This window comes from Paraburkholderia fynbosensis, assembly GCF_902859935.1.
Classification (GTDB): Bacteria; Pseudomonadota; Gammaproteobacteria; order Burkholderiales; family Burkholderiaceae; genus Paraburkholderia; species Paraburkholderia fynbosensis.
Window position 1 is genome coordinate 354,185 of record NZ_CADIKI010000001.1, and the last position, 14,958, is coordinate 369,142.

15 protein-coding genes are annotated in these 14,958 nt (G+C 65.4%); 10 read left to right on the top strand and 5 right to left on the bottom strand.

The window, feature by feature from the left end; genetic code table 11:
• Positions 1–188: 188 nt before the first annotated feature.
• The 6 genes from HV770_RS01590 to HV770_RS01615 all read left to right on the top strand — a co-directional run bounded on the left by HV770_RS01590 (position 189) and on the right by HV770_RS01615 (position 5,515).
• Positions 189–734, top strand: coding sequence for an NUDIX hydrolase (locus tag HV770_RS01590; protein WP_175157776.1), 546 nt, complete (start codon positions 189–191; stop codon positions 732–734).
• A gap of 9 nt (positions 735–743) precedes the next feature.
• Positions 744–1,481, top strand: a complete 738-nt coding sequence (aat, locus tag HV770_RS01595; protein WP_175157777.1) for a leucyl/phenylalanyl-tRNA--protein transferase — start codon at positions 744–746, stop codon at positions 1,479–1,481.
• A 107-nt stretch (positions 1,482–1,588) separates the two neighbouring features.
• On the top strand, positions 1,589–2,410 hold the full coding sequence (locus HV770_RS01600; protein WP_175157778.1) for an arginyltransferase: 822 nt from the start codon (positions 1,589–1,591) through the stop codon (positions 2,408–2,410).
• A gap of 103 nt (positions 2,411–2,513) precedes the next feature.
• A complete protein-coding gene (locus HV770_RS01605; RefSeq protein ID WP_175157779.1) occupies positions 2,514–3,575 on the top strand; it encodes a quinone-dependent dihydroorotate dehydrogenase in 1,062 nt (353 codons plus the stop codon).
• Between the two features lie 143 nt (positions 3,576–3,718).
• Positions 3,719–4,510, top strand: a complete 792-nt coding sequence (locus HV770_RS01610) for a cystine ABC transporter substrate-binding protein (RefSeq protein ID WP_121318536.1) — start codon at positions 3,719–3,721, stop codon at positions 4,508–4,510.
• Positions 4,511–4,855: 345 nt separating this feature from the next.
• Positions 4,856–5,515 (top strand): amino acid ABC transporter permease, encoded by a 660-nt coding sequence (locus tag HV770_RS01615; RefSeq protein ID WP_175157780.1) that lies wholly within the window; start codon positions 4,856–4,858, stop codon positions 5,513–5,515.
• Positions 5,516–5,539: 24 nt separating this feature from the next.
• Here HV770_RS01615 and lepB read toward each other — a convergent pair whose 3' ends face one another.
• The 5 genes from lepB to HV770_RS01640 form a co-directional block, all read right to left on the bottom strand.
• Positions 5,540–6,238 (bottom strand): signal peptidase I, encoded by a 699-nt coding sequence (lepB, locus tag HV770_RS01620; RefSeq protein WP_175158019.1) that lies wholly within the window; start codon positions 6,236–6,238, stop codon positions 5,540–5,542.
• A gap of 127 nt (positions 6,239–6,365) precedes the next feature.
• Positions 6,366–7,364, bottom strand: a complete 999-nt coding sequence (locus HV770_RS01625) for a Gfo/Idh/MocA family protein (RefSeq protein ID WP_246290667.1) — start codon at positions 7,362–7,364, stop codon at positions 6,366–6,368.
• 144 nt (positions 7,365–7,508) lie between these two features.
• Entirely contained in the window at positions 7,509–8,228 is a 720-nt protein-coding gene (locus HV770_RS01630; RefSeq protein ID WP_175157782.1) for a FadR/GntR family transcriptional regulator, read from the bottom strand.
• 470 nt (positions 8,229–8,698) lie between these two features.
• Complete coding sequence (locus tag HV770_RS01635) at positions 8,699–10,282, bottom strand: mannose-1-phosphate guanylyltransferase/mannose-6-phosphate isomerase (protein ID WP_175157783.1); 1,584 nt, start codon at positions 10,280–10,282, stop codon at positions 8,699–8,701.
• Between the two features lie 55 nt (positions 10,283–10,337).
• A complete protein-coding gene (locus HV770_RS01640) occupies positions 10,338–10,871 on the bottom strand; it encodes a GNAT family N-acetyltransferase (protein ID WP_175157784.1) in 534 nt (177 codons plus the stop codon).
• A gap of 284 nt (positions 10,872–11,155) precedes the next feature.
• On the opposite strand from HV770_RS01640, the gene HV770_RS01645 reads away from it, so the two are divergent.
• From HV770_RS01645 to HV770_RS01660, 4 genes are all read left to right on the top strand, one after another.
• Complete coding sequence (locus tag HV770_RS01645; protein WP_121318550.1) at positions 11,156–11,407, top strand: acyl carrier protein; 252 nt, start codon at positions 11,156–11,158, stop codon at positions 11,405–11,407.
• Positions 11,404–12,675 carry an acyl-CoA dehydrogenase family protein gene (locus HV770_RS01650; RefSeq protein ID WP_175157785.1) on the top strand — a complete coding sequence of 424 codons (1,272 nt, stop codon included), beginning with the start codon at positions 11,404–11,406 and terminating at the stop codon, positions 12,673–12,675. The genes HV770_RS01645 and HV770_RS01650 overlap by 4 nt, the downstream gene beginning before the upstream one ends.
• On the top strand, positions 12,676–13,746 hold the full coding sequence (locus HV770_RS01655) for an amino acid--[acyl-carrier-protein] ligase (RefSeq protein ID WP_175157786.1): 1,071 nt from the start codon (positions 12,676–12,678) through the stop codon (positions 13,744–13,746).
• Between the two features lie 104 nt (positions 13,747–13,850).
• The gene (locus HV770_RS01660; protein WP_425497362.1) at positions 13,851–14,810 is read left to right on the top strand and encodes a DUF1839 family protein; all 960 of its coding nucleotides are present in this window, start codon (positions 13,851–13,853) and stop codon (positions 14,808–14,810) included.
• Positions 14,811–14,958: the final 148 nt, after the last annotated feature.

The window sequence follows — 14,958 nt, forward strand, 5'->3', positions numbered from 1 at the left end:
AGATTTCCGCACGATACGCGTGACGCCGGCCACGGCCATCTCGTCACGCCGCCCGTCCATCCGGACTCCGAAGCGATCAGGTCCACGCCTCACGGGCGATTCCGACGCTTGCTCCGCCACGGGCCTTCGTCCCAATTAACCCTCCGCCCCGGTGATAAACTCCCATCACTCCTTCTCGTCTCCTTCCTATGAAATTCTGTTCTGTCTGCGGCCACGGCGTCAGTCTGAGCATCCCGCCGGGCGATAACCGCGAGCGCTTCGTCTGCGGCAGTTGCGGCACGGTGCATTACCAGAATCCGCGTAACGTGGTCGGCACCGTCCCGGTCTGGGACGACAAGGTGCTGCTGTGCCGCCGCGCGATCGAACCGCGCTACGGCTACTGGACGCTGCCCGCGGGCTTCATGGAGATGGGTGAAACGACCGCCGAGGCGGCTTCGCGCGAAACGCTGGAGGAAGCCGGCGCGCGCGTCGAAGTGCAAAGCCTGTTCTCCCTGCTGAACGTGCCGCACGTGCATCAGGTGCATCTGTTCTACATGGCGCGCCTGCTCGATCTAGAAATCGCCGCTGGTGAGGAAAGTCTCGAAGTCAAACTCTTCGAGGAACACGAAATTCCGTGGGACGAGATCGCCTTCCCCACTGTCGGCCAGACGCTACGGTTCTTTTTCGCCGACCGCGCCACCGGCAGCTTTGGCCTGCACACGGGCGATATCTTCCGCTCGCTGCGCGAAGGTTGAGCGGCGCGCATGGTCCCTTGGCTCGGAACTGACGATCCGTTCCCGTCCGTCGAGCGTGCACTGGGCGCGACGAGCGGCGCGCCCGGCCTGCTCGCGGCGAGCGGCGATCTGTTGCCCTCACGGCTGATCGACGCCTATCGGCGCGGCATCTTCCCGTGGTATTCGGACGGCCAGCCGGTGTTGTGGTGGAGCCCCGACCCGCGCATGATCCTGCGTCCCGCCGAATTCAAACTGTCGCCGTCGCTACGCAAGACGCTCAGGCGGGTGCTGCGCGACGACGCGTGGGAAATCCGCGTCGACGATGACTTCGCCGCCGTGATGCGCGCCTGCGCACAAGCGCTGCGACGCGGACAGCGCGGGACGTGGATCACCGCCGACGTGGTCGAAGCCTATTCGTCGCTGCACCGGATGGGCGATGCGCATAGCATCGAAAGCTGGTTCGAAGGCAAGCGCGTGGGCGGCCTGTATGGCGTGTCGTTCGGCAAGATGTTCTTCGGCGAATCGATGTTCGCGCAGGCCACCGACGCGTCGAAAATCGCGCTGGCCGCACTGGTCGGCCACTTGCGCCGTCACGAAATAGAAATGATAGACTGCCAGCAGAACACGTCGCATCTGGCATCGCTGGGCGGTCGCGAGATAGCGCGCAAGGCGTTCATCGCGCATGTTCGCGCGTCTGTCGACGCAGCGCCCATTCCCTGGCGCTTCGACAAGACCGCGTTACTCGAGATCGTCACGCGGGCGGCGTAGGAAGGAAGAATCAGGCCGAATCCGGACCCGCCGTCCACCGAGCCGCGGGTGACAAAACTGCAGGGTGCCGGGTTCGCATTACCAGAGACGCTTCGCGAGCTGCCAACGTGACTCATCCCAACGAGCTGCCTCTTTCTCCGCTTTCAGCGTTGCAGTTTTATGCAACGGCGCCCTATCCCTGCAGCTATCTGGACGGCCGCATCGCGCGCTCGCAAGTCGCCACACCCAGTCACCTGATCAACTCCGACGTCTATACCGATCTCGTCAAGGCGGGTTTCCGGCGCTCGGGCGTCTTCACGTACAGGCCGTATTGCGACGGCTGCCGCGCCTGCGTGCCAGTGCGCGTGCCGGTCGAACAGTTCGAGCCGAACCGCACGCAGCGGCGCGTGTGGAAGAAGCACGGCGAGATGGTCGCCACCGTCGCGCCGCTCCATTACGACGAAGAACACTACGCGCTGTACATGCGCTACCAGTCGGCAAGGCATGCGGGCGGCGGCATGGACCGTGACAGCCGCGACCAGTACGAGCAGTTCCTGTTGCAGAGCCGGATCAATTCGCGCCTCGTCGAATTCCGCGAGCCGCTGCCGGACCGGCCGGAGGCGGCCGGCATCCTGCGCATGATCAGCATGATCGACATTCTCGGCGACGGGCTCTCGTCCGTGTACACGTTCTTCGAGCCGGGGCTCACGCGAACCAGCTTCGGCACCTACAACATCTACTGGCAGATCGAACAGGCGCGTAGCCTGAAGCTGCCGTACGTGTATCTCGGCTACTGGATCCGCGAGAGCCCGAAGATGGCGTACAAGGCGAATTTCCGCCCGCTCGAAGGGTTGATCGACGGCGCGTGGCGCGTGCTCGATCCCGCAAGCATCGATCTGCCGCCGGTCGATCTGGCGATTCACGGCAAGCGCGGACCGCTCAGGCCTTAACACGGCGCGCCGTTCGCCTCGCTGCTGATTCAACGCCGGCGTCGCGCGCCAGCGGCGCCGCCGATTCTGTGAATCGGTCTCATTAAAACGCAAAACCGGTAAAATGACGGGTTCTCATTTTCCGGCCGCCCGGCTTCGTCCTGTGTTCAGTCCCCTCTACCCGCTTATTCGCGCCCAACTCTTTCGCATGGACGCGGAAGACGCTCACCACCTGACTTTGCGCATGCTCGGCGCCGCCGGCCGCGCCGGCCTTGCCGGCGTGCTCGCGCCGCATGTGCCGGACGCGCCGCGTACCGTGATGGGGCTTACGTTCCGCAATCCGGTCGGGCTCGCGGCGGGTCTCGACAAGGACGGCGCGTGCATCGACGGACTGGCCGCGCTTGGCTTCGGCTTCATCGAAGTCGGCACCGTGACGCCGCGCGCGCAGCCGGGTAATCCGCGCCCGCGCATGTTCCGCCTGCCGCAGGCGAACGCGGTCATCAACCGGATGGGCTTTAACAACGCAGGCGTCGACCAGTTCGTGAAGAACGTGCAGGCCGCGCGCTACCGCGGCATTCTCGGGCTGAACATCGGCAAGAACGCCGACACGCCGATCGAGCGCGCCGCCGAAGACTACCTGTACTGCCTCGAGCGCGTGTACCCGTTCGCGAGCTACGTGACGGTCAACATCTCGTCGCCGAATACGAAGAACCTGCGCCAGTTGCAAGGCGCGGGCGAACTCGACGCGCTGCTCGCAGCGCTAAAGGACAAACAGCAGCGCCTTGCCGACATGCACGGCAAGCTAGTGCCGCTCGCGCTGAAAATCGCGCCGGACCTCGACGACGAACAGGTCAAGTCGATCGCCGACACGCTCTTGCGCCACCGTTTCGAAGGCGTGATCGCGACCAATACCACGCTGTCGCGCACCGCCGTCGCTGGCATGCAGCACGGCGACGAAGCCGGCGGCCTGTCGGGCAGGCCGGTGTTCGACGCCTCGAACGAAGTGATCCGCAAGCTGCGCGCCGAGGTGGGCGAGACGGTGCCGATCATTGGCGTCGGCGGGATTTTCTCGGGCGAGGATGCACGCGCGAAGCTGGCGGCCGGCGCGTCGCTGGTGCAGCTCTATACCGGCTTCATCTATCGCGGTCCCGCGCTGGTGGCAGAATGCGCGCAGGCGCTGCGCTGAGTCGCGATCGGTCATGGCCCGGGCCAGCTTGAGGCTTCGACCCACCGGGCAATATAGACATAAGCAAACGATATTTTGGTTTTCGATAGCCTTTTAGTTAAGCTCTCGTCCGTTAAAACGCCAGACGTACAAAAAGGAACACGATGAAATTTGGCCTGCTTAAAAAGCTTCTGGTCGCCGGTCTGATCGGCGCGTCGTTCACCGCCGCCGCGCACGCGGAAGACCTGCTCGACCAGGTCAAGCAGCGCGGCACGCTGCGCATCGGTCTGGAAGGCACCTTCCCCCCCTTCAACTCGAAGGCGCCGTCGGGTGAACTGGTCGGCTACGACGTCGACATCGCCAAGGCGGTCGCCGCGAAGCTCGGCGTGAAGCCGGAATTCGTCACGACCGAATGGAGCGGCATCATCGCCGGTCTGCAGGCGGGCAAGTTCGATGTGATCGTCAACCAGGTCGGCATCACCGACGCGCGCAAGCAGGCTCTCGACTTCTCGCCGGCTTACACGTACTCGGCCGCGCAGCTGATCCAGCGTAAAGACGACACGCGTGAGTTCAAGACGCTCGAAGACCTGAAGGGCAAGAAGCTCGGCGTCGGTCTGGGCACGAACTACATGGACATGGCGAAGTCGGTGCCGGGCATCGACGTGAAGACGTATCCGGGCGCGCCCGAGTATCTGCGCGATCTGGCCGCCGGGCGGCTGGATGCGGCGCTCAACGACCGTCTGATGCTTGCGTACCTGCTGAAGAACTCGCAGCTGCCGCTGCGCACTGGCGCGAACGTCGGCGCGGGCAACCCGTCGGGCATTCCGTTCAGGAAGGGCAACCCGAAGTTCGCCAAGGCGATCGCCGATGCGATGACCCAGCTCGAAGCGGACGGCACGTTCGCGAAGATCTCGGACAAGTGGTTCGGTATCGACGTCAGCAAGCCGATCAAGTAAGACACGCGGTGTAAAACGAAGGGCGGCATCGTCGGCGATGCCGCCCTTCGCGTTTTTGCGGCATGGCGCCCATGCATGCTGCGTGAGCCCGCCTCGCCCGCGCGTAAGCGCCGCTGGACCGGCGCGTTGCCCGCAGACTGCTGCGTGGCGAGACGCCTCGCAGCGCATGACGCAAGCCGCGCAGCGCCACACCGACGGCGTATGGAAAGCCGCTTCCCGATCGCGCCGCCCCCGTCTCTATCGATACGCGCGCCCCCCCCACGCATTCAATCCCCACGGCAAGCGCGCCTTAACGCCCGCCAAAGTTTATGATGTGCGCTTTGTGCGCCAACCAGACCACCGCTCATGTCCACCACCTCCCTGCTCGTCCAATCGCTTCCTGTGCTCGCACAGGGCGCCGTCCTGACGGTCAAGTTCGCGGTTCTGTCGATGATCTTCGGCCTGATTGCCGGCGCCATGCTCGCGTTGATGGGCATCAGCCACAACCGGCTGCTGAACTGGATCGCGCGCATCTACGTGAGCATCATGCGCGGCACGCCGCTGCTGGTGCAGATCTTCGTGATCTACTACGGCCTGCCGAGCTTCGGCATTTCGCTCGATCCGACGCCGGCTGGCGTGATCGCACTGTCGGCGAACGTGGCGGCGTATCTGTCGGAGAGCATGCGCGGCGCGATTCTCGGGATTCCCAGCGGCCAATGGCTGGCCGCCTATAGCCTCGGACTCTCGCGCCGCCAGACGCTGCGCTACGTGATCGCGCCGCAAGCGTTGCGCATTGCGGTGCCGAGCCTGTCGAACAGTCTGATCAGCCTGATCAAGGACACCTCGCTCGTGTCGGTGATCACCGTGACCGAACTGCTGCGCAGCGCGCAGGAAATGATCGCGTCGACCTATCAGCCGCTGCCGCTCTATCTCGCCGCCGCCGCGGTGTACTGGGTGCTGTGCCAGGTGCTCGAATGGGCGCAGCGCTGGTACGAACGGCGCCTTGCGCTGCCGTCGCGCCACTGAGCGCCCCCCTCGCGCTCGGCCGCTCTAGCGGCCGGCGAGCGGTGACGCCGCGTCCAGCGGCGCGCCGAAGCGCCCGAAGCGCGGCTCGTAGTAGTGCTCCGGATCGAGCGAGAACGCGACGCGCCGCGTGCGGCCCATCAGTTCCGTGCGCGGGAAAAAGCCGAAGTACCGCGAGTCGGCGCTGTCGTCGCGATTGTCGCCGAGCATCAGATACTTGCCCGGCGGCACAATGACCGGACCGAACGAATCACGCGGGCTCGGCGCGTCGGGCGCGAGCCGCACCGCATGGGCGACGCCGTCGAAACGCTCGGTCAGATAATCGCCGTGAGACACGGCATCGCCCGACAGCGGCGCGAGTTTCAGCGGCTGGTAATCGGCGCGCACGCCATTCACATACAGCACGTTCTCACGCATCGCGACGCTGTCGCCGGGCAAGCCGATCAGGCGTTTGACCATCAGCTCGTGGGCGGCCGACGAATCGATCGTGACGATGTCGCCGCGCTGCGGATCGTGCAGATGCAGGAGCGCGATATGCGTGAGCGGCACGCGCAGATCGTAGGCCATCTTGTCGACGAAGATCCGGTCGCCGATGCGGATCGTCGGCAGCATCGAGCCGCTCGGCACGACATTCCAGTCGGCCACGGCGCTGCGAAACAGCACCATCAGGAAAACAAACGCGACGAGGCTCCTGCTCTCGCGCCACAGCTTGCCGAGCATGCGCATGGCGAGGCTCCAGTGGAAGAAATTCGAAAGCGGCGTGCGCACACGCAGCGTGGCGCAGCGGCGCACCCGCGGGCATCGTACCATCGCAGCGCGCGGCGGCGCGTCTTCGGCGCCGCCCCCGCTGCACTCACTCCCCGGCGAACTTCAGCCCCAGCGTCGCACGCGCCGCGTCGGCCATCGCGATCATCTGCAACGATCTGGCGTGCGGCATCACCGGGCTCTCAAGCAGCCCTGCGCGGATCAGCTTGCAGAAGTGCGCGGTCTCGTAGTTCAGACCGCCGCCTTCGAACGGCGCGTCCAGTTCGACCACGCGGCCGTCGGCGTAGCGGATCGTCGCGCGCGACGGATTCCACCACGGCTCGTGAATCGTCACGTGGCCGCTGGGGGCCATCAGCAGCGCATCGCCCTTGCCATGCAGATCGAGCCCGCAGAAAAGCTGCGCGATGCCGCGCTCGTGCCGGCTATTCAGACTCGCGAACGTATCGACGCCGGTCGCGCCGAGCCGCCCGAGCGTCTGCACTTCGTGCGGCGCGCCGAGCCAGTCCACCGCGAGAAACATTTCGTAGACGCCGATATCGAGCAGCGCGCCGCCCGCATGCTCGAACGACAGCGACGGATGATCGTCCGGCACGCCCGGCACCGAACAGCCCGCACGCACGAGCCCGATGTCACCGATCGGTTCGGCCGCGAGATGCTCGCGCAATTGTCTGTAGAGCGGGTAGAACGGCGGCTTCATCGCTTCCATGAAGAGCCGTTGCGCGGCGCGCGCGGCATCGAGCACGCGCTCGAGTTGCGGCCGGTTGATGGCGGCGGGTTTTTCGCACAACACGTGCAGGCCGGCTTGCAGCGCGGCGATCGCATAGTCGGCGTGACTGTCCTGGACGGTGGCGATATAGACCGCGTCGATCCCACTCGCGAGCAGCGCGTCGAAACTCGCGCACGCCTCGCCGCCGAATTCTTCGGCAAAAGCCTGCGCCGGTTGCGCGCGACGCGACCACAGCGCGCCGATCCGCGCATGCGGCACATGCGCGAGGCTCTGCGCAAAGCGCCGGGCAATCCGGCCCGTGCCGACAATCCCCCAGCGAATCACGCGGTTCGAGGGCTTTTCCTGCGTTGCAATCGTCATCGTTTCTTCGGGTCCATGCGGTTCGGAACAGGCGCTATTGTCGCGCATGCCGAACGTGCACGCGTGGAGATCCGATGGCGTCTGCCGTGATCCGCTGTATCCCGCAGGAGAGCTCGCAGTAAAACCAGGCCACCGTATCCGCGCTCAGACGCGCGTGGGTGGCTCCGTTGAAAATTTGCCGCCGACTTCGCCGGCCGTAAAGTCGATCAAGGCCAGCGACGCAATTTCGGCTTCGTTCGGATCGCGCCGCTCGATCGCTTCGAGCACGCGTTGATGCGAACTCACCGCGCCCTCCCACAGGCCGTCCTTGTCGGTGACGATCGGGTTCACCGTCGAGAGCGCGCCGCGCACGATCGCCGCCATCTGCTTGAAGAACTGATTGCCGCTCGCCACCACGATGCGGGTATGGAACAGTTCGTCGGCTTCCTGATAGCTGGCCTCGCCCGGGCGGATCACGCGAAACGCCTCGAACGCCTCGCGAATGCCCGCGATGTCCGCGGCGCTGCCCCGCGCGGCCGCCTGCGCCGACGCGCGCGGTTCGATCAGGATGCGAAACTCGATCACGTCACGCAGAAACAGCGGATCGGGCTTCGCGCGAAAACGCCAGTTCACGACGTCCTCGTCGATCATGCGCCAGTCGCTCATTGGCCGGATGCGCGTGCCGATTTTCGGCCGCACGTCCAGCATGTCGCGCGCGAGCAGCATCGACAGCGCCTCGCGCATGACGGTGCGGCTGACGTCGAACTCTTTCGACAGCACATCCTGCGGTGGCAGGATCGCGCCGTACTTCTCTTCGACGATGCCGGTGACGAGTCCGTCCATCACCTTGCTGACCAGCGATCGATCTTTGTTTGCCTGTTCCATGGCACTCTCCCCGAAGCGGTGTTCACCCCGCGTAGCCTGTTGAATTGAGCGGCCCTGGCGTATCGTTTTTTATAGGTGCAGCAGTTCTTGACGATACGTTGCTAGCTTCAAAACATCTGCGCCAGTTGGGACACTTCCTGACAGGGTTATCCCTCTGATGAATTGTTTCGTTCGTGTAACGCAAAACGTTTCGATCGGCCATAAGCTTGTGCCTCAAGCGTGCCTGTGTTGAAAAATGTTCATAGTGCGAATACGCACGTAGCGGCGCGAATTGTCTGATTTGGGAGAACTTACGGTCGGCTCCGTGGTGGCGGCGGTTGAAGAGAGACGCGCGGTCCGGGGACGTCGGCTTGCGTGATCGCAGGCGCTCAAGCCATTCGCAAACGAAGGCCACGTGCGCGCGCCAGGTTGCAGCGGCACGCTCATCGGACCCGACGGCACCGCACGGCCGGATACGCCCGCCGTACACGTCAAAACGACGCGCCCTCACCCGCCTCGGTGCCGGCCTGATCGCGGCCGTATGGATCGTCGAAGCGCACGATGTCGTCCTCGCCGAGATAGCCGCCCGATTGCACCTCGATCATTTCGAGCGATGTCTTACCCGGATTTTCGAGCTGGTGCGCGACGCCGGGCGGGATATAGGTCGACTGATTTTCCGAGAGCAGGAAGCGTTCCTCGCCGCGCGTGACGAACGCCGTGCCACGCACGACGATCCAGTGTTCGGCGCGATGATGATGCATCTGCAACGAAAGGCGCCCTCCCGGTTTGACGACGATGCGCTTCACCTGAAAGCGTTCGCCGCGGTCGAGCGAATCAGAAAAGCCCCACGGCCGCCCGGCCTTGCGATGCTCCTGCGCTTCGCCGCTGCGCTCCGCCTTCAGCCTGCCGACGATCGCCTTGACGTCCTGCACGCGATCCTTCGCGGCGACCAGCACCGCGTCGGCGGTTTCGACCACCACCACGCCGCTCACGCCGACACACGCGACGAGGCGCCCTTCCGAATGCGCGAAGCTGTCGGTCGAGCCGTCGAACATCACGCGGCCGCGTGCGACGTTGCCCGCGCCATCCTTGGCCGACGCGTCCCACACCGAGTCCCACGCACCCACGTCCGACCATCCCGCCACCAGCGGCACCGTGACGCCGACGAACCGCGCATCGGTGGCGACGCGCTCCATCACCGCGTAGTCGATCGAATCGCACGGACACGCGGCGAACGCGTCGCGCCCGAGATGCAGGGCACCGTCGTCGTCGACGCTGGCCTGCTGGAAAGCGTCCGCGCACGCCGCCGCGATCACGGGCGCACACAGCTCGACAGCCGCCAGCCACACCGACGCACGCACCACGAACATGCCGCTGTTCCACCAGTACTCGCCGGAGGCGACATAACGTTCGGCGAGTTCTTCGCCATCGGGCTTCTCGACGAAGCGTTCGATCGCGCGCGCGCCGTGCGTGCCGAGCGCCATACCCGTGCGGATATAGCCGTACCCGGTTGCCGCGTGCCGCGGCGGCACGCCGAGCGTGACGATCGCACCGCGCGCCGCGTGCGCGAGCGCTTCGGCGAGCGCCACGCCGAACGCGGCGTGATCGGCGATCAGATGGTCCGCGGGCAGCGCAACGATGATCGGATCATCGCCAGCCGCCGCCGCGCGCGCGGCGAGCGCGGCGACGGTCAGCGCGGGCGCGGTATCACGCGGCACCGGCTCGAGCACCATGCGCACCCGCTGGCCGCAGTGTTCGAGGCGCTCGCGCGTTTGCTGGTGCAACGCCTCGCAGCAGAGCACCAGCGGCGTGGCCGTCGCGAGCGCGGCGACGGACGATATGTCGTGCGCGGCCACCACGAACGCCTCGTCGAGGCGGCGCAGCGTGGCTTCGAGCAGCGATTCGTCGCCGATCAGATCGATCAGCTGCTTGGGATTGCGCTCGCGCGACAACGGCCAAAGCCGCGTGCCGGGCCCGCCTGCGAGAATCGCCGGCTGCACGGAAAAGCGCGCCGTTGTTTCGGAGACGCCCACGCGCGGAGCGAATGAATTGCCTGGTACTACGATACGATTCATGAACGGTTCCCGTCGATGTCAGGTCTGGTCCGATTCGTGATCCTGCAATGCCCCGTTACAGTAGCTCGAATGTATCGACGAGTGATTCACCGTCACGTGCACGGCGCCGCGCGCCAAAGCGCGGCTGACTGCTGCGAACCTGGCGCGTGAGACCGATGAACGGCACACCATGTTCGAGAAACGGCCCTTCCGTCTTGCGAAAACCGAATTGCTCATAGAAGCCGCGCAGATTGAGCGGCGCACTCACGCGCGCGGCGTGTCCGGGCCAACGTTCGGCGATCGCTTCCAGCACACGGTCGAGCAGCAGCTCCGCGGTGCCGTCGCCGCGCCGCAGCGGACTCGTGAGCACCTTGTCGATGGTGATTTCCGGATCTTCCGCGTCGCCGGGTTGCACACGAGCGTAAGCGAGGATCGGCATCGGCCTTCCCATATCCTCCACCGCGAACACGTGCAGCGCATTTTCATCCCGACCGTCCGCATCGAGGCAGACATGCGATTGCTCGACGACGAACACCGCGCTACGCGCCCGCAGGATCAGATACAACTCGCGGGCCGAAAGCTGATCGAACTCCAGCGTCTTCCAATTCATCACATTCCCCACCGGTCAGAAAGTTCAACGAGGGTGACGGTGTCCACCACCTTCGACGGCCTGGCTCGACATGCCGGCTCGTTGTCATGTCCACACGGTACGTCCGCGAAACTCGTGTTTCCGTGCGCCATCGCACTGACGCTCCGCTTTCTCAATCCTTAAATATGTTCCGGAGCCCGGCAACGATCTCGGTCGGGCAGATAAACGCGGAAAGCGCACACGTCTCACGCGTTTTCCGTCTACATCATTTCAGGACCGTTGGACCATCAAGGGGGCACCGCACCATGAAGACTGCATTGCGACGCATCATTTCCGAATCCGCCCGTCTCGACGTGCCGGTCGACAGCCTCGCGGACGACGCCGATCTCTACGCCGCGGGCTTGTCGTCGCTGGCGACCGTGCATCTGATGCTGGCCATCGAAGATGAATTCGACGTCGAGATCCCGGACCGCCTGCTGACACGCCGGCTCTTCTCGAGCATCGATTCGATGGCCGCTGCGATCACCGAATTGCAGCAGGGCAAGGCCGCAGCATGAGCGCCCCACAGCCGGATGCGGCCAGCGCCGCAACCCCAGCGCACGACAGCGCTGAAGCGGCCGTCACGTTGACGACGGTCGAAGCCGAGCCCGGCTGGCGCGCGGCCGCGCACCGCTGCGCTGCGATAGCCGCGCAGTTCGCCGATGCGGTCGACCGCGACGCCCGCTTTCCCAGCGAAGCATTCGACGCGCTCAAACGCGAACGTCTGCTGTCGGCGATGGTGCCGAGCGCGTGCGGCGGCGCGGGATTGTCGCTCGCGGACATCGGCGCGATCTGCGAGACGCTCGCGCAAGGCTGCGCGTCGACCGCCATGATCTATGCGATGCATCAGATCCAGGTCGCCTGCGTCGAGGCGCATGGTGGCGAATCGGCGTGGCATCGGCGCCTGCTCGCGCAACTGGTCGAGCATCAATGGCTGCTGGCGTCGGCGACTTCCGAGGAAACCATCGGCGGCAACATGCGCACGAGCGCCTGCTCGGTCGAGCTCGACGGTCCGCGTTTGCGGATCGAAAAGCTCGCACCGACGATCTCCTACGGCGCGCACGCCGACGGCATTCTCGTCACCGCGCGCCGCACCGCGGAGTCGGCGGCCGCCGACCAGGTGCTGATCGTCGCGTTGCGCGATGACACGCAACTCGAAAAGCGTGGCGGATGGGACGCGCTCGGCATGCGCGGGACCTGCAGCGAGGGCTTCCGGCTGGTCGCCACGGGACTCGCCGAACAGATCCTCGCGACGCCGTTCGCCGAGATCGCCGACCAGACCATGCTGCCGGTCTCGCACACGCTGTGGGCCTCCGTCTGGACCGGCATCGCGATCGACGCGGTGAATCGCGCAAAGGCGTTCTTCCGCGCTCAGGCGCGCGCGACGCCCGGCTCGATTCCGCCGGCGGGCGTGCGCCTTGCCGAAGCGGTCGGCCTGCTGCAGATGATGCAGGCGCGCCTGTCGGTCGCGCTGGAAGCGGCACGCGCTGCGCATCAGGCGCGGCACGACGGTCCGCAGGCCGATGCGCCGCTCGCCGCGCTGCTCGGCTTCGCGTCCGACATGAACACGTTGAAGACCAGCATCTCGACCACCGCGCTGCAAGTCGTCCAGCAAGTGCTGATGATCTGCGGCATGGCGGGCTACAAGAACGGCACGCCGTACAGCGTAGGACGCCATTTGCGCGACCTGCACTCCGCGCCGCTCATGATCAATAACGACCGCATTGCGCAAAACACCGCGAGCCTGTTGCTCGCGCAGCGTCCTGCCGCACCGGGGAAAGCCTGAATGAACACGATGACCGATACCGCCGCGGCCGCTGCTGCCGCCGGCACCGTTGCCGACGCGAACACCGCGCCGGACTTTCGCGACGAACTGCTGGCCGCGGGCCTGCTGATCGATACCGGTGAAAACGGCCTGTACGGCCGCAGCCAGATTTTCGAGGATGTGCTCGAGCGCCTGAACGTGGCGATCACGCGTCTGGGCGCGGACCAGCAATCGGAAGTGCTGCGCTTTCCACCGGCGATGCGCCGCACCGACTTCGAAGACAGCGAATACCTGAAGAGTTTCCCGAATCTCGCGGGCACGATCCATTCGTTCTGCGGCGACGACCTGGGTCACCGCCGCCTGCTGCGCGCGCTCGACGACGCGCTGACCGACAGCGACAGCGACGACGAGCGCAGCGACGCATGGATGGCGCAGCAAAAGCCCACGCGCGTGGTGCTGACGCCCGCCGCCTGCTATCCGATCTATCCGGTGATGGCGCGGCGCGGCGCACTGCCCGCTGAAGGCCGCACGGTCGACGTGCTGTCGTACTGCTTCCGCCACGAACCGTCGCTCGATCCGGGCCGCATGCAGATGTTCCGGCAGCGCGAATACGTGCGCCTCGGCAGCGCGGAACAGGTGATGGCGTTCCGGCAGATGTGGATCGATCGCGGCTCGCTGCTGGTGGCATTGCTGCAATTGCCGGTCGAGATCGATCTCGCCAACGATCCCTTCTTCGGCCGCGGCGGCAAGATCGTCGCCGACAGTCAGCGCGCCCAGGCGCTGAAGTTCGAACTGCTGATTCCCATCGCCGATCCGCGCGGCAAGACTGCCTGCCTGTCGTTCAACTATCACATGGAGCACTTCGGCGCGATTTGGAAGATCGTCTGCGCAGACGGTGCTGTAGCGCATACGGGCTGCGTCGGCTTCGGCATGGAACGCATCACACTTGCGCTGTTCCGTCATCATGGCCTCGACGTGAACGGCTGGCCTGACGAGGTGCGCGCGCTGCTGTGGGGCGACACCGAAGCGCGCGTCGCGCAAGGCCTGCAGAGCTTGCAGGCGAGCGCGGCACACACCGGAGGTGGCGCATGAACCCGTCTCTGACATCCACGCCAATGAGCCCGTCCAGCGCTTTGCCGATGCCCCGGCGCGTCGAGGTGTCTGCGCGTGACAGCGCCGCCGCGCCGGGATCCGGCATGCGCCTGCGCGAACACGTGCCGCACGCGCTGCATCAGGGCGAGCGCGTGTGGCAGGAGACCAACTGCTACGTCGATCTGTGGATCGAACTGTTGCATGGCTTCGGGCTCGACCCGCGCGCGGCGTTCGCCTTTACCGTCACACAAGATTTCGAAGGCGACCAGTTCACGTTCTTCAAATTCCCGCTCGACGACATCGAGCGACTGTACGGCACCCAAGTGCAGGAACTGGCCATCTACGATTCGCTCGAAGCGCGCGTGCTCGCGCAGACCACGCGCGGCCATACGGTGCTGGTGGAGGTGGACGGCTATTACTTGCCGAACACGCGCGCCACGTCGTATCGCCGCGAGCATCCGAAGACCACGGTGGGCATCGACTTCATCGATCCCGCCGCGCGCCGCCTCGGCTATTTCCACAACACCGGCTATCACCTGCTCGACGGCGAGGACTACGACGGCGTGTTCCGCAAACTTCCGCAATTCGCACAGCAACCCGATCTGCTGTTTCCATATGTGGAATTCGCCAAACAGGCGCGGCCCGCGCTCGAAGGCGCCGCGCTCGCGGAAACGTCGGCGGAATTGCTGTGCGCGCATCTGCAGCGAAGGCCGCTCGTCAATCCGATTTCGTCGTGGCGTGCCGCGTTTCCCGCGCATCTCGACATGCTGCTCGAACGCGGCGAGGCGTTCTTCCATCCGTACTCGTTCAACCTGATGCGGCAGCTCGGCGCGAACTTCGAGTTTCTGTCGAAGTATCTGCTGTGGCTGTCCGCGCAAGGCTTCGACATGCCCGCGTCGATCCCGGCCGCGGCGCAGCGCATCGCGTCGGAGTCGATGGTGATGCAGTTCCGGCTCGTGCGAGCCATCGCGCGCAGACGGCGCGATGCGTGCGAAGACTGCTTCGACGTGCTCGAAAGCGCCTATGAAGCGACCTTGCCACCGCTCGCCGCGCTGGTGCGATGACGCGCGCTTCTCGCGCCATATAGCGTTTTTTGGGGGTTCGCAGTGGATGTACTGACGCACGGTGCGGCGGCCGATGACGCTCGCGGCGATGGTTCGATTGCGCATGCTGTCGCAACCACCACCATCGCCGCCTCACTCGCTGAAGCCG

Excerpts from the sequence above, each read along its gene's own strand:
- HV770_RS01590 (WP_175157776.1), top strand. The coding sequence starts at position 189 with ATGAAATTCTGTTCTGTCTGCGGCCACGGCGTCAGTCTGAGCATCCCG.
- aat (WP_175157777.1), top strand. The coding sequence starts at position 744 with ATGGTCCCTTGGCTCGGAACTGACGATCCGTTCCCGTCCGTCGAGCGT.
- HV770_RS01605 (WP_175157779.1), top strand. The coding sequence starts at position 2,514 with ATGACGGGTTCTCATTTTCCGGCCGCCCGGCTTCGTCCTGTGTTCAGT.
- HV770_RS01610 (WP_121318536.1), top strand. The coding sequence starts at position 3,719 with ATGAAATTTGGCCTGCTTAAAAAGCTTCTGGTCGCCGGTCTGATCGGC.
- HV770_RS01615 (WP_175157780.1), top strand. The coding sequence starts at position 4,856 with ATGTCCACCACCTCCCTGCTCGTCCAATCGCTTCCTGTGCTCGCACAG.
- lepB (WP_175158019.1), bottom strand. The coding sequence starts at position 6,238 with ATGCGCATGCTCGGCAAGCTGTGGCGCGAGAGCAGGAGCCTCGTCGCG.
- HV770_RS01625 (WP_246290667.1), bottom strand. The coding sequence starts at position 7,364 with ATGACGATTGCAACGCAGGAAAAGCCCTCGAACCGCGTGATTCGCTGG.
- HV770_RS01630 (WP_175157782.1), bottom strand. The coding sequence starts at position 8,228 with ATGGAACAGGCAAACAAAGATCGATCGCTGGTCAGCAAGGTGATGGAC.
- HV770_RS01635 (WP_175157783.1), bottom strand. The coding sequence starts at position 10,282 with ATGAATCGTATCGTAGTACCAGGCAATTCATTCGCTCCGCGCGTGGGC.
- HV770_RS01640 (WP_175157784.1), bottom strand. The coding sequence starts at position 10,871 with ATGAATTGGAAGACGCTGGAGTTCGATCAGCTTTCGGCCCGCGAGTTG.
- HV770_RS01645 (WP_121318550.1), top strand. The coding sequence starts at position 11,156 with ATGAAGACTGCATTGCGACGCATCATTTCCGAATCCGCCCGTCTCGAC.
- HV770_RS01650 (WP_175157785.1), top strand. The coding sequence starts at position 11,404 with ATGAGCGCCCCACAGCCGGATGCGGCCAGCGCCGCAACCCCAGCGCAC.
- HV770_RS01655 (WP_175157786.1), top strand. The coding sequence starts at position 12,676 with ATGAACACGATGACCGATACCGCCGCGGCCGCTGCTGCCGCCGGCACC.
- HV770_RS01660 (WP_425497362.1), top strand. The coding sequence starts at position 13,851 with ATGCGCCTGCGCGAACACGTGCCGCACGCGCTGCATCAGGGCGAGCGC.